This window comes from Helicobacter japonicus, from assembly GCF_000762845.2.
Lineage (GTDB): Bacteria > Campylobacterota > Campylobacteria > Campylobacterales > Helicobacteraceae > Helicobacter_C > Helicobacter_C japonicus.
Genome location: NZ_JRMQ02000004.1, coordinates 22,102 through 44,324, shown reverse-complemented (window position 1 = coordinate 44,324; position 22,223 = coordinate 22,102). Strand labels below are relative to the sequence as shown.

15 protein-coding genes and 3 pseudogenes are annotated in these 22,223 nt (G+C 36.0%); 12 read left to right on the top strand and 6 right to left on the bottom strand.

Annotated features, from left to right (window positions below; translation table 11 throughout):
* Positions 1-34 precede the first annotated feature (34 nt).
* The 6 genes and pseudogenes from LS65_RS04215 to LS65_RS10465 all read left to right on the top strand — a co-directional run bounded on the left by LS65_RS04215 (position 35) and on the right by LS65_RS10465 (position 2,644).
* Complete coding sequence (locus tag LS65_RS04215) at positions 35-271, top strand: AbrB/MazE/SpoVT family DNA-binding domain-containing protein (protein WP_052061047.1); 237 nt, start codon at positions 35-37, stop codon at positions 269-271.
* On the top strand, positions 271-606 hold the full coding sequence (gene mazF / locus LS65_RS04210; protein ID WP_236096623.1) for an endoribonuclease MazF: 336 nt from the start codon (positions 271-273) through the stop codon (positions 604-606). Before LS65_RS04215 ends, mazF begins: the two co-directional genes overlap by 1 nt.
* A 78-nt stretch (positions 607-684) precedes the next feature.
* Positions 685-912, top strand: a complete 228-nt coding sequence (locus LS65_RS04205; RefSeq protein WP_034361444.1) for a ribbon-helix-helix protein, CopG family — start codon at positions 685-687, stop codon at positions 910-912.
* Positions 912-1,169: a type II toxin-antitoxin system RelE family toxin gene (locus LS65_RS04200; RefSeq protein ID WP_034361445.1), complete on the top strand. Its 258-nt coding sequence runs from the start codon at positions 912-914 to the stop codon at positions 1,167-1,169. The genes LS65_RS04205 and LS65_RS04200 overlap by 1 nt, the downstream gene beginning before the upstream one ends.
* A 44-nt stretch (positions 1,170-1,213) precedes the next feature.
* Positions 1,214-1,363, top strand: coding sequence for a type I restriction-modification system subunit M N-terminal domain-containing protein (locus tag LS65_RS10500; protein ID WP_201274328.1), 150 nt, complete (start codon positions 1,214-1,216; stop codon positions 1,361-1,363).
* 181 nt (positions 1,364-1,544) lie between these two features.
* Positions 1,545-2,644, top strand: a pseudogene (locus LS65_RS10465) (HsdM family class I SAM-dependent methyltransferase).
* A gap of 10 nt (positions 2,645-2,654) precedes the next feature.
* Here LS65_RS10465 and LS65_RS04190 read toward each other — a convergent pair.
* The 6 genes and pseudogenes from LS65_RS04190 to LS65_RS04165 form a co-directional block, all read right to left on the bottom strand.
* Positions 2,655-5,171: an AAA domain-containing protein gene (locus tag LS65_RS04190; RefSeq protein ID WP_034361447.1), complete on the bottom strand. Its 2,517-nt coding sequence runs from the start codon at positions 5,169-5,171 to the stop codon at positions 2,655-2,657.
* A 38-nt stretch (positions 5,172-5,209) separates the two neighbouring features.
* Complete coding sequence (locus LS65_RS04185; protein WP_052061048.1) at positions 5,210-6,592, bottom strand: McrC family protein; 1,383 nt, start codon at positions 6,590-6,592, stop codon at positions 5,210-5,212.
* Positions 6,589-8,754, bottom strand: a complete 2,166-nt coding sequence (locus LS65_RS04180; protein ID WP_052061049.1) for an McrB family protein — start codon at positions 8,752-8,754, stop codon at positions 6,589-6,591. The genes LS65_RS04185 and LS65_RS04180 overlap by 4 nt, the downstream gene beginning before the upstream one ends.
* 186 nt (positions 8,755-8,940) lie before the next feature.
* On the bottom strand, positions 8,941-11,145 hold the full coding sequence (locus LS65_RS04175) for a DEAD/DEAH box helicase (RefSeq protein ID WP_034363936.1): 2,205 nt from the start codon (positions 11,143-11,145) through the stop codon (positions 8,941-8,943).
* Positions 11,146-11,508: 363 nt separating this feature from the next.
* Positions 11,509-11,620 (bottom strand): annotated as a pseudogene (locus LS65_RS10460) (DNA methyltransferase); the annotation flags it as partial.
* Positions 11,621-11,814: 194 nt separating this feature from the next.
* A complete protein-coding gene (locus LS65_RS04165; RefSeq protein WP_236096622.1) occupies positions 11,815-13,209 on the bottom strand; it encodes a site-specific DNA-methyltransferase in 1,395 nt (464 codons plus the stop codon).
* 183 nt (positions 13,210-13,392) lie between these two features.
* On the opposite strand from LS65_RS04165, the gene guaA reads away from it, so the two are divergent.
* The 6 genes and pseudogenes from guaA (at position 13,393) to LS65_RS04115 (ending at position 22,196) form a co-directional block, all read left to right on the top strand.
* Positions 13,393-18,015: a glutamine-hydrolyzing GMP synthase gene (guaA, locus tag LS65_RS10135; RefSeq protein ID WP_236096621.1), complete on the top strand. Its 4,623-nt coding sequence runs from the start codon at positions 13,393-13,395 to the stop codon at positions 18,013-18,015.
* A 3-nt stretch (positions 18,016-18,018) separates the two neighbouring features.
* Entirely contained in the window at positions 18,019-18,942 is a 924-nt protein-coding gene (gene yhdJ, locus LS65_RS04135) for an adenine-specific DNA-methyltransferase (RefSeq protein WP_201274325.1), read from the top strand.
* The gene (locus tag LS65_RS04130; RefSeq protein WP_034361013.1) at positions 18,939-20,021 is read left to right on the top strand and encodes a hypothetical protein; all 1,083 of its coding nucleotides are present in this window, start codon (positions 18,939-18,941) and stop codon (positions 20,019-20,021) included. Before yhdJ ends, LS65_RS04130 begins: the two co-directional genes overlap by 4 nt.
* 5 nt (positions 20,022-20,026) lie before the next feature.
* Positions 20,027-20,320, top strand: a pseudogene (locus tag LS65_RS04125) (GMP synthase (glutamine-hydrolyzing)); the annotation flags it as partial.
* Between the two features lie 3 nt (positions 20,321-20,323).
* Positions 20,324-20,953: a hypothetical protein gene (locus LS65_RS04120; RefSeq protein ID WP_034363588.1), complete on the top strand. Its 630-nt coding sequence runs from the start codon at positions 20,324-20,326 to the stop codon at positions 20,951-20,953.
* Positions 20,943-22,196, top strand: coding sequence for an Eco57I restriction-modification methylase domain-containing protein (locus tag LS65_RS04115; RefSeq protein ID WP_201274324.1), 1,254 nt, complete (start codon positions 20,943-20,945; stop codon positions 22,194-22,196). Before LS65_RS04120 ends, LS65_RS04115 begins: the two co-directional genes overlap by 11 nt.
* The last annotated feature ends 27 nt before the right edge of the window (positions 22,197-22,223 follow it).

Sequence of the window (22,223 nt, the reverse complement as noted above, 5' to 3'; positions counted from 1 at the left end):
TATAATTGTATCAACAATGATACAAGGAGAAAGTATGACAAGTGAAGTCAAACTCAATAAATGGGGTAATTCATTAGCCTTGCGTATTCCTAGTAGTTTTTTGGAAAACTTGGGATTTAATCAAGATTCTAAGCTCAAACTTAGCATTCAAGATGAAAAGCTCATCATAGAAAAGCAAAAGGATTTAAAGCAAATATGCAAAGCGATGAATAAAAAGAATCTGAATATAGACAGCGTTTGGGAAAACGACACAATAGGCAAGGAATGGTAATGGCAAACTATGTGCCTCAAAGTGGTGATTTGATTTGGCTTGATTTTACTCCGCAGAGCGGACACGAGCAAAGGGGCAAAAGACCCGCACTTGTCCTAAGCCCAAAGGAATATAATCAAAAAAGCGGTTTGTGCCTTTGTGTGCCTCTTACGAGCAAGATAAAAGGCTATCCTTTTGAAGTGCCCTGTGTGATTGGAGAGAAAGAGGGAGCGATTTTAAGCGACCAGCTAAGAAATGTAGATTTTAAGGCAAGGGGAGCAAACTTTATAGAGCAGTGCGAAAAGGAAGTGCTGGAGCAAGTAAAATGTAATCTTGCTTTATTGCTTGGGATTTAAAGCAATAAAGGAGAATATTGATAAATATTTAAGAAATCTGTATCTATAATTGTAGATACAAAAGCAGAGGAGAGAGATATGAAAAGTGCGATTAATATAAGGCTTGATAAGGATTTGATACAAACACTTGATTATACTGCAAAGGAAATGAATCTCACGCGCACCGCTTTGATAGAACGAGCAATTATCGCATATCAAGACAGAATGGACGAAATGATAAGCGATAAAGTCATAGATGAGATTAAAGAGGGAAAAAGAAAAACAATACCCTATGATGAGTTTAAAAAGCAATTAGGTTGGGATTAATGTATCGTTTGGAAATTGCTGATTATGCAAAAAGTATTATTGCTAAGCAAAATCCAAAAAACCAAAGGCTTTTGCAATCAAAACTTGATGATTTAGAGCAGGGTAATTTTAGTGGAGATAAAGCCCTCAAAGGTCGCCATAAGGGTAAGTTTAGAAAGAGAGCAGGGGATTTTAGGATTATTTATCTTAAAAGTGAAGAAGTATTGCTTGTTTGTGTAATCCATATAGGACATAGAAAGGATATTTATAAGGATTAAAGAGGCTATGAAAATGTGCAATCAAAATGCGGGAGAGGGCAAAAATGAGTGAAAAGGCGATTGTCGCAAAGGTGTGGAATTTCGCAACGATTTTGCGTGATAGTGGCGTGAGCTATACCGAATATGTCGCGCAGTTAAGCTATTTGCTGTTTTTGAAAATGGAAAGCGAGAGGAAAAAGCATAGGAGAAAGTAGCAAAATCCCTGCAAACTGCAAATGGGAGCGACTCATAAACCTAGATGGGCTGGAGTTAGAGAGTGCGTATAATGCCGCACTCGCGCAACTTGCAAAGAGTGAGGGTGTAATAGGGCTTATCTACAATGACGCGCAAAACAAAATCAAAGAACCCGCAAATCTCAAAAAGCTTTTTGTGCTTATGGATAGTGAGACTTGGCTGGGCTTGAATATAGATGTCAAGGGCACGATTTATGAGGGACTGCTTGCAAAAAACGCCACAGAGACAAAGGCGGGAGCTGGGCAGTATTTCACGCCTAGAGTGCTGATAGATTCTATTGTGGGGCTAATGGAGCTAAGGCCTAATATGGAGGTATGCGACCCTGCGTGTGGCACGGGTGGATTTTGCTAAGTGCGTATGAGGCGATGAAAGCACAAACAAAGGACAAAGAGGAACTCAAACGCTTACGCAATGAGAGGCTTTATGGCAAGGATATTACGCCCTTAGTGGCGTCTTTGTGCGCAATGAATCTATATCTGCACGGAATCGGGGGAGAGGGAGGTGTGATAGAAATTGGGGATTCTCTAAGTGAGTTAGGCAATCGGCGGTTTGATAGGGTGCTAACCAATCCGCCCTTTGGCAAGAAGTCGGCAACTAAGATTCTAGCCGAAAATGGCAAGGTGAAAAGCCAAAAGGACGAGTATAATCGCGAGGATTTTTTCGCCACGACTTCTAATAAGCAGCTAAATTTCTTGCAACACATTATGAATCTCCTAAAAATCGGGGGTAAAGCGGCAGTAGTGCTACCCGATAATGTGCTTTTTGAAGCGGGAGCGGGGGAGAGGGTGCGCAAAAAGCTTTTAGAGGATTTTAATCTGCATACGATTTTGCGACTGCCCACAGGGATTTTTTATGCGCAAGGGGTGAAAGCAAATGTGCTGTTTTTTGACAAAGTCGCAACAAGTGAGGATTCCACGCAAAAGGTGTGGGTGTATGATATGCGCACGAATATGAATCTAAGCCTTGTAACAAGTCCTTTGAGTGCGGAACATTTGCGGAAGTTTGAAGCAAGTTTTTGCGTGGGGGCAATGGAAAATCGCAAAGAAAGTGAGCGATTCCGCGCTTTTGATATGGGCGAGATTCAAAAGCGTGATAAGATGAATTTAGATATTTTTTGGCTAAAAGATGAGAGTTTAGAGGATTTGGAGAATCTGCCAAGCCCAAAAGAGCTAAGCGAGGAAATTTGCATAAGTCTTAAGAATGCACTTAAGGAAATGGAGCAATTAGGGGCGGGATTGTGAAGATAGAAGTTTAGGGACAAGAATTTAATAGCTTATCCAAAAATGCTCTCACACGCGCAATTTCATCACTTTGGATTGTGCTAAGCCTAAGCAAAGGAATGCCACATTTTTGCAAAATCGCATTTTTTAACTCATCTCTTTTAATTTGTTTAGAATCTTCCTTGTGATAGGCAAATCCATCTATCTCTATGGCAAGGATAGGAAGCTTATTCATTGTGTTAAAAATGAGCAAATCAATATGACTTGAGGATTGCATAAACTCTTGCTCTGCTTCATTAAGGTTTTGAGTATTTATGATTCTATGTAGCGGTATATGCGTGATAATATCTAAATTCCCATAAGCACTAATGCAATCCTTTAAGTGATGATAAGCAAGATTTTCTGAATCATACAAAGAAATTCTCTTTTTGCCTTTTAAATATTCTAGTCTTGCTTTTGCATTTGCTTTATAAAGCAAGTCAAAAATAGATTTTACCTTGCTTTGGGTAACTTCAAAATTATGATAGTGTATATATTCAATTAAATCCTTTAAGTGATTATTTTCTTGGCAAATTTGGGCAGAGACAACCACCCTTAAATATCGTTTAGCACGACTTATAGCTACATTGAGTAAGTTTTTATCATTGATAAAATCATTGATTTCATTATCCACCGTGCTTAAAATTATCGCCTCTTTTTCTCTACCTTGATACTTATGAATCGTGTCTATTTGTAATGCACCTACGCTATCTCTTAAATGCTCCTTTTGTTTTTTATAAGGTGCAATAATGCCTATTTGTTCCTTTGTGAGATTTGCTTGTAAGGTCGGCAAAATTTCTTTTATGATTACATCAATTTGCCTTTGGTTATAGTGTCCCCTTGCGTGATTGCCCTCTTGTGTAACAAATACCCGTATTACATCTTTTTCCCCATTATCCTTGCTTAAGATAATAAGTTCATTGTTGTAGAATTTTTGATTGCAAAATCCAATGATTTTAGGGTGGCAGCGATAATGTTCTTTTAGCATTACTTTTGGCACATTTGGCAAAGTTGCTAGACAAGAACTTAATAAACTTTGTTTTAGAAAATCATAATGCAAAGGAATATGGTATTTTTGTGTGAGTTCTTGAATCAAAGGATATTTGCTTTGATTAATTACATTGGAGAGTTGCTTTGTATCCCCTACAATTACGACATTTTTCGCACTGCTTAATGCTAGAAAACCTGTAATCAAATCCACTTGTGAAGCCTCATCAATAATTACATAATCAAACAATTCCTCTTTAAGATTCAGTGAGGATTTAATAGAATGTGTCGTGCTTAAAATCACAGGATATTCTTGCAAGAAAGTAGCTGCATTTTGATTTAAATCCGATAATTCAAATTGCACTCTTTGTTGCTGGTTTTTGTATTTTGTTTTAAGATAAGATTTAAGTAAGAGTAAGGATTTATCTATAAGGTTTTGCAAAGGATTTGTTTGCTCTAAAGCTTTAAGAGCGGCTTTAGATGCTTCAATCTTTTTTGAAATTTCTAAATCTTTAAGGATATAATAAGTCTCATCTAAAGTATATAGAATCTGCTCTTTTGGGGATTTGTAAAATTTAAAATTACCAATTCTGCTTAAGAAAATCAATTTTAATTTCAGCCAAAAAGAGAGTTTTTGTTCTTGCTGTATTTGCACTTTTGCCCTTAAAACTTTATCAACATTTAAAGAATTAAGATTCTTTATTTCTAAAGGCAAATTATTTTCTTGTGCTTTAAAATACTTATATTCTAATCTCAATGCATTTAAAAATGCTTCATTTTTGGCAATATCATTGGTAAGTCTAAAACTTTCTAGTGCTTTTTGATTCAATATATTAATGTCTTGCTTTAGTTTTTGCGTATTTATCGTTGGTGTATCAAAAGAGGGATAAATACCACTTTGATTGGTAATAAAATTTTCTTTGTTTTCTTTATTGCCTAAAGTGGCACAAAAAAATCCGAATCCATTGCTTGAGAGCTTTTCAAATATATTTTGTGTAGCGGAGTTGTTGTTAGAAAGCATCGCAATACTTTTGTTTTGACAGATAAGATTAGCGATAATGTTTAAAATAGTCTGCGTTTTGCCTGTGCCCGGAGGTCCTTCAATAATGCTTATTTGATGGCACATTGCATTTTGCACCGCTTGATATTGGGAAGCATTAGAGCCAAAAGGAAAAATAAGCAAGGGTTTATCTTTAGAAACTTGCACAAAAGAGGAGGGATTAAGATAAATAGATAAGGCAGATTCCTTTGGGATTTTTTGCATTTTTTCATATTCTTTTAAAAGCACATTCAAATTGCCCTCTGGTGTCTCTATATTTGCTAAAATACAAAGCTCTTTGAGGTAATTAAAAAGGTTATAGCTTGTAGCCTTTCTGATAAGCGTGAAATTATCCTTTTTGTAAGTATAAATTTGTGGATTGTTCTTAAAAATCACCTTAAGATTTTCATTTTCAAAAGAGCAGGATTTGATCTCTTTGGTTTTATCTTTTCCTTTAAGGAGAATAAAATATTTTTGCGTCATAACTACCTCTTAAATGGATAAGGGTTGATTATAACAAACTACACATTAAAAAAACAGAGTGTAAGTTTAGCTGGATTGGCTTCTTGTTTGTCTTTGTTAAAAATTTCTGGCTTAAAAATTAGCTCTAAATTTTCTAATGTATCCTTACAATCTTTTATCTTTGGATAAATCAAAAAGCCTCTCTTGCATTGGTATTTGGCTAAATACGCAAAGATTTGATACATATCACTTTGAGAAATACCATAATTTTGTTTTTCTTGGCTTAAAATCTTCCATTTGGTATCAGCGATAAAAAGAGTTTGTTTTGCTTGGATTTGTTGTTTTTGGTAGCCGACAATATCGGGGTTGAGTAAAAATCTTTTTTCCTCTACAAGATATTTGCTCTTTTCTTGGGTTTTAAGATAAGAATCTTTTTTGTTTTCCCCAAAAATTTGTTCCATAAATGCCTCATTTTCATAACTTAACTTCATACCGCATAGCCACTTTTTCATTTCACTTGCGACAAAAGATTCAAAAAGTTTATTCATATCAAAGAGTAAGGCAAAGGCTTGAGAATTGCCTTGATAAGAGGTAAAAGTCTTGCACCTTAGAAATATTTCACACCATTGTAGTAGAGGATAATAACCTTTTAAATGCCTTGAGTTGTGGCATTGACTGAAGTCTTTTGCGATGTGTTGGCTAGGACTAATGTCTGTAAAGATAAATCGTGCTTGGGTGAGCTTCGTGCTTGTTTTTGCACTTAGATTCTGTGTGCTTAAAAACCCTAATGTGCTTTTAATAATACGATTTGGGGCGATATTAGCACTAAACTCATCACTGCTTGTAAAGAATTTCTCTTTGTGGGCGAAATTAAGCTTTAGATTTTCGTCAAAAAGCAGTTTGCCTTTTAAAAATTTGCGATTTTCCTCACGCACGATATAATCGCTTTTTAACCCCTTTTTTACTAATTTTTCTAATTCATCCAAAAACATTAAAATAAAAATTTCAAGCAAAGGCATTTTTGCTAACTTTAAGTGTGTAAAATGGCTTTGTTTAAAAGGGGAATCTTTAAGAGATTGAAGCATTTTGAGTAAAAGTGTTTTGGCGGATTTTATAGAGTTTTGTTTATCCTCTATATCCTTAGATACAAAACCCTCACTTTCTTTAGCTGTGCGAAAAGTTTTTGGCAAAATCTCTAGGCAAAAGCCGCTTTTAGTTTGGATAAGCCCGACATAATTTTGTGCCTTTAGCTTTTTACCTGCAAATTTTAGGTAAATATGATTACCCTCTATGTGTGCAAATTCTACCAATTCCTCAAAGATTTTTCGGGCTTGATTTTCTAGTTTTTCATTTATTTGATTATCTTTTTGCCCTAAAACTTGTTGAATCTCCTCTACCCCAAAGCTTTGCCATTCAGCGATACATAAGGTTTTATGATTCATTGTTGATTAGTTTCGTATATCTTGATATAAGTTTGAGGATTATCCCAAATCTCATTTTCTAATGGCACGATTTTATAGATTTTTTTCTCACTCTCCACAAACTCATCACTTAAATTTATTCCCAAATCTTGCATATTTTTAGATTCTATCATTTCATTCTCATTAAGCACCGCGTCAATCTTAGCATAATCCTCATAGAAATATTCTTGCAAAAGAGGGATAATCTTTTTAGCAAAAATTGTTTTTAAATCATTCAAACTTAATTCATACCAAACATTTTCATTATTTTTAAAAAATTTTGCTTTCTCAAAGAAAAATGCGTGTCCTATCGTATGCTCCCTATCAAGCAAAAATTCTATGCGATGATTAAGGGCTTTTAGAATCTGAAATAAAATTTCAGTTTCTTCTCTCACTCCATATTCACCAATATGTAAATTAGTATCTTGTAAATAGTTTTCTTTATCTCTTTTACCCTCTGTATCTTTCACTAACCAAATACTTTTGAGCACTTCACAATCTGGCATCATCTCGCTAAATTCAAATCTCCTACGCAACGCAGTATCAAGTAAAGCAATGCTTCTATCAGCTGTATTCATTGTGCCAATGATATAAAGATTACTTGGCACACCAAATGTCTCTTGGCTATAAGGTAGGGTTACCCTTAGCTCCTCATCATTCCCAATTCTTTTGCTTGGTTCAATAAGCGTGATAAGCTCCCCTAAAATCTTGCTAATATTCCCGCGATTAATCTCATCAATAATGAGGATATAGGGCTTAAGCGGGACTTTTTCCATAGGCTTAGAATCTTGCTTTTTATATTCTGTATCCTCAAATTCTTTGAGTTTTTTAAAAGTTGCAGTGTAAAATTCATTGTCGCAATGAGTTTCGTTATAGGGCGATGGGACTTTGATGTTTAGTTTCTTTTTATACTCATCGTAATATTTTAGAATTGCTGCAATACTTATAGTTAAATCTTTTTGCCTCCCTTCTTTTTTGAGCAGAAGCCAACGATTGTCGCTCCCCCATATTTTATAAGTCCAATTACGAAAAGTCTTTTGAAACTTCCACCCATTGCATTCCAATGCAATATCGCCATTTTCAAGCTTTGCAATAAAAGCACTAATCAAAGATTCTGTATAGTGTTCATTTTGAAGCTGTTTTAATTCTTTTTTGGAATCCTCATAATTTTTGAATGCCTCCTCACAAATCTTTTTAAAGATACCATTTTTCACTTTATAAGTCATATTTTGTGAAGAATCATCAACAACAGGTTTGATTCCCTCTACAAATTCCTCATAAGAAAAGCTTTGATGAAAGGTGATAAAGGCGATTTGTCCTTGTTTTTTAAATTGTTTAAAAATGGCATTTTGTTCTTGTCTTGTTTGCGGAATAGAATCTATCTGTTTAAATTCAGCCAAAATCTCTAAAGCCTTATCTATGGTATTATAAGTCTTGCCTGTGCCGGGCGGTCCATATAGGATTTGATTAAGGGGGATTGTGTTTTGGGTTTGAGTATTTAGATTATTTGACATTGGATTCTCCATTATTTCTTGTGAATTTTCACCATATTGTTGCCAAAGAAGCTTAGATTTTTCTCGTATCATTGTTTCAAGGGTGTAAGTTTTGTCTCCCAAAAGTTTTTCATAAATTTGTGCTGTGCTTAGATTGTCTCCTAAATTTTCTCCCTTTGCAATTTTTTGCAAAACATTGTTGCTAAATATGCAAACTATTTTCATATCCTCAATGTTTTGGTAATGAAAGGCAATTTTCCATTTATATGAATGCCCTAAATCTATTTTGTCTATCTTATCAAGTTGATTTTGCTGACTTAATTCTATGATTTTTATAATATAGGATTTAACTTTAGCAAAAGCTTCGTCCTTTGTTTCCCCATATTTTTTCAGCCAAGCATAGTCTTTTGTGTAAATGAAGCCTTGCCCATTTTCTTTTATATCCTTTGCATTACGCTTATAAATACCAAATTTAAACCCGCTTCCTCCCCATATACTCCCTAATTTATCAAGTTTAGATTCTATCCAATAAGTAAAGTCATCTCTATTTGCTCCACCTAGTCCTGTATATTCCTCTAAAGTCATATTTCTGACTTTTTCCAAACTCCAACGCTCTTGAAATTCCTTAAAAATTTTTTCATCATTTGTCATAAAACAACCCCTCTTTGTCTTAAAATTTCTAGCACATATTTTATCAAAAAAACAAATTCTACTACAAGCCAGTAAAATACTTACAATTCTCAATTACAAGGCTTAAATAAAAGCACTTATAAGCAACTTTTAGTTAAGATTGCGCAAAAAATTAACAAATTGGATTGTGCTAAACCCAATAAAATCTTAAGAAAATTTCTTTATTTTCTCTTGCAAGTCTTCAATGCCATAAAGAGTATTTTCCCCATTTTCAAAACATTCTATATGCCATTTATCATCTTTTAAAATAGGCAGGTAAAAGCAGTAGCCTTTAATGGTAGATTCTGCAGATTCTGTATATGTTGCTTTCTCGCATTCTTTTGCTAAAAGCTTTGAAGCATTCTTGTAGCATTTTTTTAATGCCTTAATTTTTTCGGTGTATTCGCCACTATCCACACCAGAATTTTTGCTTTTATTCACGCTTTTGACTTCAAAGATATGGATTCTATCTGCCCAATCTTTTAAAATAAAATCAGGATAAGAAAAATGATAGCCCTCTAAATAATATTCAAAGCGCACACTTGAGCCATAGGGGAAGTTTTTGCCTAAAAGATAGCAATTTTGATTGTTTAACTTTAAAATTTTTACTAAACTCTCACCCTCACTATTTACTTCTTTACGCATTTTATAAAGCGTTATAAACCACTTTTTCTCCGCCTCACTATCAAAGTGAAATTCATCTTTTTTGTCTAGCCTTTGCCAAATCCACTCCACCTCATCACTATTTTCTATTTTATCCTCACTCACGCTAAACACACTTTGCAAACTCAAAAGCCCAGAATCTTGAGCGTTTTCTATCTCCATAGTTTGTTCGTAATTATCCGCCCCGACTAACCCATTATAAGCTTTTTTTAAAGATTCAAAAGCATACGCAAAATTAAACCACCTTTGCACCCCCTCATTTAATTTTTCCCCATTGGAACTCTCTCTCACATATTTTTTACACTCTTTTGCTAAAAGCGCATTTTTTGCTAATCTCTCATACAGCGTGAAAATGCTCTCTCTCACCACACTTTCACTTTGTGTCTTTATAATCTCATCGGGCTTAAATTCTAGTTTCTCGCCCACTCTTTTAAGCTTTGTCGTGTGGATTTTAAACTCTTTTTGCACTTCATTTTCAAACATTCCGCTAGAGATTTCGCCTTTGAGTTTCACGCTTATAGAGCCTTCATCTTTAGGCTTGACACCATAAATATATGCTGTGCTTACAAGCTCTTGCACACTTGGGCTTAAACTCTCAAACTCTAAAAGGCAGGGATTCCGCCTCACACGCCCAATCACTTGCTCATCAAGCTGCTTAGATTTAGAATCTCGTATTTGATAAAGCATACAAGCGCGAGGTATATCCCAACCCTCACTTATGACCATTTTAAAGATGATTATATCAATGCTACTTGTATTCTCTTTGGCATAGTCTTTCCACCGCTTCACAGGCAAGTTTTTTGCCCGAAAAAAGTCATTTGTATCGCAATCCTTGTCTTTTTCTACAATTAAAAGCCATTTTAAATCCTTAAATCCCTCACGATTTAAAGTCGCCTTTAGCTCTTTGATTTGGGCTTCTGCCTTGTCTTTATTAGAGATTTGCACGATAAGACAAGGATTGATGCCAATTTGCGCCTCTTTATACGCCTCTCTTACTTCTTTAAATTTCTCTAACACTTCGGGCAATTTTACAGAATCTTCCTCTATAAACTCCGCTTCCTTAATGAGCTTTGCGCTCACTGCTTCTGCTTCACTAATTTGCACATCGGGGTATTGCCCACGACTAAGCTTTGGTGTGGCAGAGAGATTGATGACTTTTTCAAAATACCCTTTGCCTTTGGAATCTAAAATTAACTCATCTAAGTTTGAAGTCGCTATGTGGCATTCATCTTTGATAAGATAAATTTTCTTTGCTTTTTTGATTTCTTTTTGTCCTAAATGCGATAAATCTGCACTTAGCCCCTTTTGTGCGTATAAAAAGTTTGCAAACGCTCCTTGCTTTAGCTTACTTGTTTCTTTATACAAATCCCTTGCTAAGACATAGACATTAAAGTCTAGCGGAATATCTAGCGCATTTTCTCCACTAGATTCCGAACTAATCAAAAAGGGTTTAAGATGTTTAAATTCCTTAGCAAATTGCACAAAGGCTTTGAAATTCTGCTCTGCTAGATTGCCTTTTGAGAGTGTAGAAACGATGAAAATTACATCTTTATCTTGACTTAAAACCCTATTCATCAAATCACTCATCATATAGGTTTTGCCACTGCCTGTGGGGGCTTTGAAAGTGATTTCCTTTTTGTATGGCAGTAGTCCAACAAGTCGCGTAACTGCTTCGTTTTGTAAATCTTTAATTATCTGAGGTATTGCCATTTTTAAGCCTTTTATTTAATTCTTTTTCCCACTCTTTTTCACTCTTGCCTTGTATTTTTAAGCATTTTTTTGCCCTCTCAAAGTTTTCACATACCCATTTTATTTTTTCACTTACGCTTTTAAAAGGTTCTAGGTTATAGCAAGTTTCATCTATTACTTCAAAGGCAGATTCTCCCTTCCCCTTTTCGTATTCGCTTACCTCTGCAATCTCTAGCACTTCTAGGATTCCACCATAAGGCTTATTTTTCTCCAACCATTTGAAGTTTGTGCTTTTGTCATAGCATTCCCCACTCATTATACGCCTTAATCTCTTGCTTGTTACATCTTTGGCTATGCCATTGGGGTTTAAAGGAGTGATTTCGTTGTTAGTTACTAGAATAAATTGCCGATTGCCATTGTCTTCGCGGTTGAGTTCTAGCACTGCGTGGGCTGTTGTGCCAGAGCCAGCAAAAAAATCTAAGATAATATCGCCTTGTGTTGTCTCTTGGGTGATTTTGTGGGATTCTGCAGTGTTGTCTTCGGTCATTAATGCTTTATTAACTCCCTCACCTCCACCTTGAAAACCCGCAAAATCCCCGCAAGATACTTCCTTAGAATTTTTAGAATCTTGTGGATTGTGAGATACTCCATTGGAATCGTGGCAATCTGCAATATTAGAATCTTTGGATTTTAAGCAGCTAGGCTGCGGGGGGGGGGGGGGGTAAATTGTTCTTTAGTTGCTTGAGTTTGAGTGTTTGGAGTGGTGGAATGCCTTAAAATTTCCTTAATAAAATCTACGCCTTTTGGATAGGTAAAAACTTCGGCTAAATTTAAATCTAAAAGTTCTTTTGTCGCAACTTGATTCATAAAAGCATTTTCTACAAATTTCAAAGAATCAAAGGTTCTTAAATTTGTCTTTAATTCTTTTAAATAGCGTTTATAAATAAAGCCCCTTTCATTCTCTTTATGCTCTTCTTTAAAGCATATATGCCCCTCATCAATATGTTTTTGTAGAGTATTTTGAGAAAAACGCCAGAATCTCCCATTGGTTGGATAATCCTCTTTGCCTGTGTAAGGATTTTTTACTGCAAAATACCCCGTTTTCATATCCCCACTTTTTGCAGTAGGGTCGCTAGAAACCCACGCACCATTTGGGTCATTATCTGGATTTGTATATTTGCTTAAATCCTTTTCACCACCTAAAAGATTTACATTTTCCTTATTTTTCGCATAGCATAATAAAAATTCGTGTTGATAATTTACCCCTGTTTTTGCGTCATTTGTCGTGCTTTTTGTTTTGCGGATAAAATCTGCTACAAAATTCCCCTCCCCAAAAACCTCATCAAAGAGGCATTTGACATAAGCTTGATTTTTATCATCTATGGAGCAGAAAATCACGCCATCATCTTTTAAAAGTTCCTTTGCAAGTTGTAGTCTAGGATAGAGCATTGAGAGGAGATTATCTCTTGTAATGGCGTTGTGGTAGTTTGTCTTAGCAAACTCTCCTAAGTCGTCCTTGCCATAGGGTGGGTCAATATAAATAACCTTTACCTTTTCTTTGTAGGTGATGAGGAGGTTTTGCAGGGCGGGGTAGTTATCCCCGATAATCAAAGTATGCTTGAGTGGCGTTGCATTTACTAAAGAAACTTCGCCTTTGGCTTGTTTTGAGCGATAAATTGTGGATTCTTCGCCCTCAACTTCGGTCATTACCGCTTTGGTAACTCCCTTGTTTCGTGCTTGAAAACCACAATTTCTCATCTCAACTGCTTCCGCCTCCCCTTTAACTCCCTCGCCTTGCTTATTCCAAAAATCACAAGAAAAGCTTAATTCCTCATTTTTCTTAAAATAAAAGATTTTATCGCTACTTTTTTCTAATCTCTTATCAAAGTGGAATCCTGTGCGTTTATAAGTCGTGCCAAGTGCCATTATGGCTTGTGCTTCTGTTATGGAATCCGCATTTGAAATAAGCTTTGCTAAAAGCTCTTTGTTCTCATTTTCTAGGATTTTATCTTTTACGCGCTTTTCTAGCTCCAAAATAAGCGTTTGCTTTAGGCTTTGCAGTCCTTTAGATTCTTGCTCTCCCATTTCCGCTCCCTTAAACCTTAAAAAGTCTCAATTATAGTTTAAGAAATCTTAAAAGTGATTTTAAATCATACGAAAGGCTAAAGAAGTTTGATTGAACCAAATAAAAGCACTTATAAGCAACTTTTAGCTAAGATTGCAAGAAAAATTAACAAATGCAAATTCCATAACTTTTAAGGATTCTTTATGCAAACAAACAATGTCCAAATTTTAGTGCTAGATTTTGGGAGTCAATACACACAGCTCATTGCGCGTAGATTGCGTGAATATGGCGTTTATACCGAGATTGTCCCTTATTTTGAAAAGCTAGATTCTATTAAGGCAAAGAATCCTAAAGGCATTATCCTAAGTGGCGGACCTGCAAGTGTGTATGAGAAAGACGCTTATAAGCCCGATAGTGCGATTTTCTCACTCGGGATTCCAATCTTAGGAATCTGCTATGGTATGCAGCTCATCGCCCAACATTTTGGAGGACGCGTCATCAAGGCAGACGCGCAAGAGTTTGGCAAGGCGGTGCTAGAGATTATGGAATCCTATGCGGATAAAGATTCTAAAGCTTCATCTTATCCCACATTTCAAGGTGCGTCTCAAAGCGCACAAGCACCAATAAATCTTTCTTTTACGCTTTTTAGCCACAGCAAGTTTCCTCAAATGCTAACAGCCTTGCTTGATTTATGGGAAGATTCTGTGCGAGCAAGTCATACTTTTTTAAATAATCAGCACATTGCAGAGATTAAAATAGAAGTCAAAGCAGCACTACAAAGCTCTCAAAACATCATCACTGCGACAGATAAAAAGGATTTTTTGGGCTTTGTTGGTGTGGAAAAGAACAAAATTGAAATGCTTTTTGTTGCTTCAAAATCTTTTAGAAAAGGTGTGGGCAAGGCATTGCTTAAAGAAGCATTGGAGCGATATTTGAAAGATTATCCTTACATTTTGGTAGATTGCAACGAGCAAAATGCGCAAGGCTTGGCATTTTATAAATCTTTGGGCTTTAGAAAAATAGGAATGAGCGAAAAAGATTCCGCAGGGAGAGACTTTCCTATTGCGCATTTAAAAATAGACAAGACAACATTAAAAAAGGCACTTGAAAGAGAAACTAGCGATTCTGTGGCAAATGCTTTTGTGTGTGAGAGTGAGCGCGTCTTTTTGCGTCCTTACACACAGGCGGATTTTGCGGCATTGCATAAAATTGTGAGCGATAAAGAGACAATGGTTGCGTGGGGGCATGGTTTTAGCAAAAAGGAAAGCGAGGAATGGCTAGAGAAGCAATTAGCACATTATCAACAATATGGCTTTGGAATCTGGGCGATTGTGGAGAAGCAAAGTGGTAAGATTATCGGCAATGCGGGGCTAAACCATACAGAGATAAGCTTAAAGGGCAAAACTCAAAAAATCGTAGAAATCGGTTATCTTTTGCACCGCGATTTTTGGGGTAAAGGCTATGGAAGCGAAGTAGCTAGAATGTGCGCAAAATATGGCTTTGAAACTTTGGGATTAGAGGAAGTGTATTGCCTTATCAAAGAGGACAATCTAAGCTCTCTTAAAGTTGCAAAAAAGCTTAGTATGCAAAAAGTGGGGGAATATCCTAAGCCTTACAAGGGCAAAAAAATCAATCATCTTGTTTTTAGGTTTGAAAAAAATGCATGGCAAGAATCCAAAAATAACGCCACGCAAGGCTTTAAATCTTGCTCACTCTTTAAAAATGTGAAGCAAGATTCTATCGTATGGATGAGCCACGCGGATAAGGTGGAATCTATTCCGCAAGGATTTAGAGAACTTGCAAGGTCTGGAAATACGCATTATTGTGCGATTGCGGATTCTAAACGCAAGATTTATGCCCTGCAGTTTCACCCTGAAGTCGTGCATAGTGAGTGCGGAGGGCAAATGTTGCAAAACTTTGCAGTAGGGATTTGTGGGGCGGATACAAGCTGGAATATGCGGAATTTTGCACAAAATGAGATTGCAAAATTGCGTCAAATCGTGTATGGAAGTGGGGTTAGGCAATGTGTGAATCCTGCTTTTAAAACCATAAAAGAAGCTTTTAAAGAAATAGGCAAAGCACAAGTGATAAAAAAGCTTCTTAGAATTTGGGAAGTTTCTGTAAGAGCCACGCAAGAAGTGAGTGAGGAATTTATCACCCATAGACGTAAAGAGATAGAAAAAGATTATATTGCAAAGGCAGAGGAAATACTGATATGCACGACAACAGAGGAGTGGCTAGGCTTTATTGCTGTGCAAAAAAATGAAATTACTTTGCTTTTTATCACTCCGCAATATTTTGGCAAAGGGATTGGCAAAGTATTGCTTAAAGAGGCTTTGAATCGGCATTTATACCCATTTGAAAAAATCAAACTTAATAGTCGTAAGCAAGCCCTCTCTTATTATAGCAAACTAGGTTTTTACAAAGCAGGAGAACCCTTTTGCGTTGGAAATTATCGGGAGATTATGCTAACGCCTATGGAGGTAGCAAGGGAGGACTTAGAGTGTGCTTTGGAATCCTTAAGGGATTCTTTGCATTTTATCACCCTTGCAGAGGCCTTTAAGCACATTGGCAAAGCACAAGCCATAGAAAGGCTTGTTGAAATCTGGGAGCAGGGTGCGAGAGCCACCCACAAAGATTTAAGCGAAGATGAAATTGCGGGTATGAGAGAGGAGATGCGGGAGGATGTTTTAGAATCCAAAATTCTACTGATAGCGCAAAAAAATGGGGAATGGTTAGGCTTTATTGCAGTAGAAAAAAATGAAATTACAATGCTTTTTGTTGTGCCGAGTGCCTTTAAAAATGGCGTGGGTAAAGCACTGCTAAAAGAAGCATTTACGCGATATTTAGGCAAATATGAAGTGATAAAGGTAGCAAGTTTAGAGTGGGCTTTGGGATTCTATCAAGCTTTAGGATTTGCAAAAACAAGGGAAAAGCCTATCCCTGTGGGGAGTGCTGGGGAATTTTCACCCGAGCTTGTCCCTTTAAAAATTTCGTGTGAGAGTTTGCAAAAGTCTTTAGGGCTTGAGGCGCAAGATTCAAATGAGGGTGTGCGTGAAAAGGTGCGTTGCCCTTGGGCGACCGATAAGGACGCAGCAGCGCGTAAGCTCTATGAGGATTATCACGATACAGAGTGGGGCGAACCACTGCACGAGGATAAGAAACTCTTTGAATTTTTGATTTTAGAGGGCTTTCAAGCGGGGCTTTCTTGGATTACGATTCTTAAAAAGCGTGAGGCTTTTAGGGCGGCATTTGATGATTTTGATTACCATAAAATTGCTGCTTATAATGAAAGTAAAATAGAATCTCTAATGCAACACAAGGGGATTATTAGGAATCGTGCCAAAATAGAAGCTGCGATTTCTAATGCTAAGGCATTTATGGTGGTGCAAAGGGAGTTTGGGAGCTTTGATAAGTATATTTGGGGCTTTGTGGGAGGTAAGCCGATTATCAATACCTTTGAGAGTATCGCAGATTTACCTGCTTCCACGCCCCTTTCAGATACAATTGCTAAGGATTTGAAAAAGCGTGGGTTTAAGTTTGTCGGCACTACGACTATATATGCGTTTATGCAGGCGGTGGGAATGGTGAATGACCACCTTACCTCGTGTTTCAAAAGGCATTCAACTTTGGGCAATCATTCCGCAGATTTTTGGGATTTTGAGGGTTCGCAGACCATTAGTCTAGCCTCACCCCCAAAATCTCAAAAAAACTACGAAAGCACTACTGCAAATCTTAGAATACTAGATGAAAAGCAAAGCAAAATGAAAATGGAATCTAAAGATTTTGCCAAAGATTCTAAGGCGGAAAGATTTTTGAGGGATTTTAGTGGTTTTGGAGCGAGGGGCGAAGGGAGTTACCTTAAGGGTAATGACCAAGCACCGAGCGAACAATCCGCTAAAAGCACCAAAAAGCCAACACCTTCTAAGGTTTTGTGTGCGGTGAGTGGGGGGGTAGATTCTAGCGTTGTCGCTACGTTGCTTTATCGTGCCATTGGGGAGAATCTAATCCCTGTATTTGTGGATACCGGGCTTTTGCGTAAAGGTGAGAGAGAGGCAGTGGAGAAAATGTTTAGAGAGAATCTCAAAGTGCCACTAATCACTGCAGACGCTAGTGCGTTGTTTTTAAGCCGCCTTAAAGGTGTGATTGAGCCAGAGAAAAAGCGTAAAATCATCGGCGAGACTTTTATTGAAGTCTTTGAAAAAGAGGCAAAAAAGCACAATACCAAAGGCGAGATAAAATTCCTAGCACAAGGCACACTTTACCCTGATGTGATAGAATCTGTGAGTGTGAAGGGTCCCTCTAAGACGATAAAAAGCCACCATAATGTCGGTGGGTTGCCGGAGTGGATGAAGTTTGAACTCATTGAGCCTTTGCGGGAGCTTTTTAAAGATGAAGTGAGGGCGTTAGGGCGAGAGCTTGGAATGCCTGAATCTATGCTAATGCGCCATCCATTCCCGGGACCCGGACTTGCGATTCGCATTATGGGCGAGGTGAATAAGGCGGATTTAGATTTGTTGCGCGAGGCGGATTCTATTTTTATAGATGAACTGCACAAGCAAGGCTATTATGATAAAGTATGGCAAGCGTTTTGTGTGCTGCTCAATGTGCGGAGCGTGGGTGTAATGGGCGATAATCGCACTTATGATAATACAATTTGTGTGCGTGCAGTGGAAGCGATTGATGGAATGACAGCGACTTTTGCGCATTTGCCCCACGATTTTTTAGAATCTGTGAGTAATAGAATTATTAATGAGGTAGAGGGCATTAACCGCGTGGTGTATGATATAACTTCTAAACCCCCGGGCACGATTGAGTGGGAGTGAGGGATGAAAATTGAAAGTATTTTGCAAATGCACAAACTACCTAGTTTGGTTACTTATCATAATAATCATAATGGATTATTGTTTCTTGGTGATAGTTTGGGAATTTTAAGTAGCATAGAATCGCAAAGCATTGATTTAATTTTTGCTGACCCACCTTATGGGATTGGCAAAGATTTTGGAGTTTCAAAAGACACTTGGGAAAATGCCCAAAAATATTTAGAGTGGTGCAAGATTTGGATTGATGAATGTATGCGAATTTTAAAACCAAATGGCACAATGTATTTTATGTCTTCAACGCAATATATGCCTTTTCTTGATTGCTATGTGAGTGAAAAATATTTTGTGATTAATCGTATTATTTGGAGCTATGATTCTTCAGGGGTTCAACCAAAGAATAAATTTGGTTCAAGTTATGAGCCAATTTTAATGATAACGCATTCTAAAAATTCATCTTATATTTTCAATGCAGATGATATTCTAATAGAGGCAAAAACAGGAGCAAAACGAGGCTTGATAGATTATCGAAAAACACCCCCACAGCCTTATAGTAGTGAAAAGATTCCAAGTAATGTGTGGCATTTTAACCGAGTACGCTTTAAAATGGCAGAATACGAGAATCACCCCACACAAAAGCCAGAATCTTTACTAGAACGTATTATTCTTACTTCAAGCAATAGAGGCGATATTGTTTTTGATCCTTTTGCAGGGAGCTTTACAGCTTGCAAAGTTGCTTTAGATTTAGGACGTAAAACCATAGGCATAGATAATAATGAAGAATTTTTCAAGATTGGACTTAGGAGATGTAAAATTACTGATACCTATAATGGTGAAAAATTGACAAAAATTAAAATTCGCAAAACTTCCAATAAATCTAAAAAAGACCATTTATTGAGTATTCAAAATCTATTTAAGGAGAATGTTGTATGAAAGATTTTATTAGGGAAGTTTTAGAAAAATATTTTACTTCAAATGATTCAGTAAATATTTTTCAACAAAGTCCATTATTGCGTTATATTGATTTAAAGAATTCTGCAATTTATAGCAACACAAAAGCAAGAAGAAATTTAGCTAATCTCTACGCAGTCTATGCAATTTTATATTTCTATGTGCAGGATTTTTTCAATCAAAAGGAAAAATACAAAAGCTTTGATGGTTATGAATATACCAAGCTTTTTAGCCTTTATCGTTCTTTATATGGAGGAGAAAAATTACAAAATCACGCCTTAAATTCAAGAGTAAATGGAGAATTTAAAAATAAGATTGTTGGTGAGAATGGCAATGATTTGATTATTGTTAATAATGGAAAATATCTTTTGCATATTCAATATTTGTATGTGGGCAATATTGATATTGCACAAATTGCTTTAGAAATTATTGAAGAATATATAAGATTACTTCAAGAAAAGGATTCGTTTTTAATTAATCATTTGGGTGTTATTGTTTGTAGCACAGATATTGATTACAAAAGAGAGAGCATTAAAGATCTTTTGTTAGGGGATTGTGAAGCAAGAATTTTTGAAATTGTCGCTTATGCAATTTTAAAGAATCATTACAAAAATCAAAAAATTTATATTGGTAGTACGCCCTATGATATTAAAGAGATGTATTTGGAACTTTATAAGACAGGGCGGACAAATGCAAATGACGGTGGCATAGATTTTGTAATGCGTCCTTTGGGAAGATTCTTTCAAGTTAGCGAAGTAAATGATTATGATAAGTATCTTTTAGATATAGATAAAGTTTTACATTTCCCCATTACCTTTGTGATAAAAACTACAGATGATAAACTTAAGGTTTGGCAAGATTTCAATAATTATATTTTATATAAATCACAAGGTATGAGAGTTGTAGAGGAAAGATATAGAATGGCTATTGAAGAGATTATTACAATCAATGAACTAGTGCAATGGCTTAAATCTCTCGATGACTATTCTATAAATCTGCTTGTTTCTGATATAGATTTATATTATAAATTAGAGTTAAATTTGTTAGGTAATATCAAATGAGTTATTCTATTTTTATAAATGAACTACACAAGCAAGGCTATTATAATAAAGTATGGCAAGCATTTTGTGTGCTGCTCAATGTGCGAAGTGTGGGCGTAATGGGTGATAATCGCACTTATGATAATACAATTTGTGTGCGTGCGGTGGAAGCAATTGATGGAATGACAGCGACTTTTGCGCATTTGCCCCACGATTTTTTAGAATCTGTGAGTAATCGCATTATCAACGAAGTAGAGGGCATTAACCGCGTAGTGTATGATATAACTTCTAAACCCCCGGGCACGATTGAGTGGGAGTAGGAAGTGAGTGAAAAAACTACATTACCCAATCTATTAAATGACATTGTAGATTTTCTTAAAAAACGAAATTTACAACTAAGTAATCAAAGTCGTGATGGGCGGATAAATTCAGCTTTTAATGAAGATGAAATCTTTAGACTTTTAGAATCAAAATTTACAATAAATCACCCAAATATGCGTGACTGGGTGGATTTTAGCTTTTATGAAAATAATGTATTTTATCCTGTAAATATTAAAGTTAGCACGACAAAAACAACTGATAATCTTAATTGCAAACTTGGAATTTATTATGCTTTAACAGGTAAAATTCCGCCTTTTAATAATGGTGTAAGCTGGGAAATATATTTTAAAACTTTAAGTGAGAATCTAGAACCAAATAGTAAAGATTATTATTTTTTAATTATAAATAAAGATAACCCTAGTGATGTGTTTGTTACTTCGTTAAAAAGTTTAGAATCTATTTTGCCAAATGGTAATAATCTCCCCTTTCAAGCTAAGTGGGATAATAATCGCCAACTTATTAATAGAGATTTTGGAAGTGCAAAAGCCTTTTTACTTGGAACTTTTGAGGAATCTTTAAAGCTTCGGGCTGATGCTTATTTGCATTTTAGGACATATTTTTATGAATCTTAATGTAGTAAATCTTGGACAGGTTTTTACCCCACCACATATTGTAAGCGATATGTTAGCCCTTATTCAAAGCACAAAGAAGCTTTCTAATCCTAGATTCCTAGAACCAAGTTGTGGCAATGGAGCATTTTTTCAAAATCTACCTAAAAATAAAGTAGGCATTGAAATAGATTCTAGTGTAGTTTGTGATAAGGCGATTTTGCAAGAAGATTTTTTTGCTTATTCTACAAACGAAAAATTTGATTGCATTATTGGGAATCCACCCTATGTGCGCTATCAAGACATTGCTGTATCTACAAAAACTCTTCTTAAGCCTTATTCCAAGCTTTTTGATTCTCGCTCAAATCTCTATCTTTTTTTCATTTATAAGTGTATTTTGCACTTGAAAGAGGGAGGAGAGTTGATTTTTATTACCCCAAGAGATTTTTTAAAATCAACCTCAAGCGTGAGTTTAAACGAGTTTTTGTTTTATCAAGGCAGCATCACGCATTTTATTGATTTGGGCGATAAAAAGATTTTTGATAAAGCCCAGCCAAATTGTGCGATTTGGAGGTTTGAAAAGGATAATTTTACGCGTAAGACGCAGTGTTTAAGAGAGTTTTCTTGTATCAATGGACAGCTACTTTTTACTAAAAAAGCCTACACGATTCCTTTTAAAGATTTATTTTTTGTCAAAGTTGGAGCAGTGAGTGGAGCAGATTCTATCTTTGCGAATGAAAAATGGGGTAATATGGATTTTGTTTGCTCACAAAGTGCTAAAAGTGGCAAAACGAGAAAAATGATTTATGGAATTTATGGCAAAGATTGTGCATATTTGCAAAATTTTAAAGAACAGCTCTTGAGGAGGAGGATTAAAAAATTTAATGAATTAAATTGGTGGGAATGGGGTAGAGACTATTATAAAAGTGAGAATCCTAGAATCTATGTTAATACTAAAACACGAAACAAAAAGCCTTTTTTCTTACATCCTTGCAATGTTTATGATGGTTCTGTTTTAGCAGTTTTTCCAAAATTTAAGGTGGATTCTATAAGATTGGGGATATTATGTGAGAGACTTAATAATGTGGATTGGGAGGAACTTGGATTTGTGTGCGATGGGCGATTTTTGTTTTCACAACGAAGCTTAGAAAATGCAGTGCTAGATTCTAGTTTTTTAGAATTTGCAAACAATAGAATCATCAACGAAGTAGAGGACAAAAACCTGCGTGGTGCAGACAAACACAAGCAAACCTCCGGGCAAGATTGAGTGGGAGTGAGTGGAGTATGGATATAT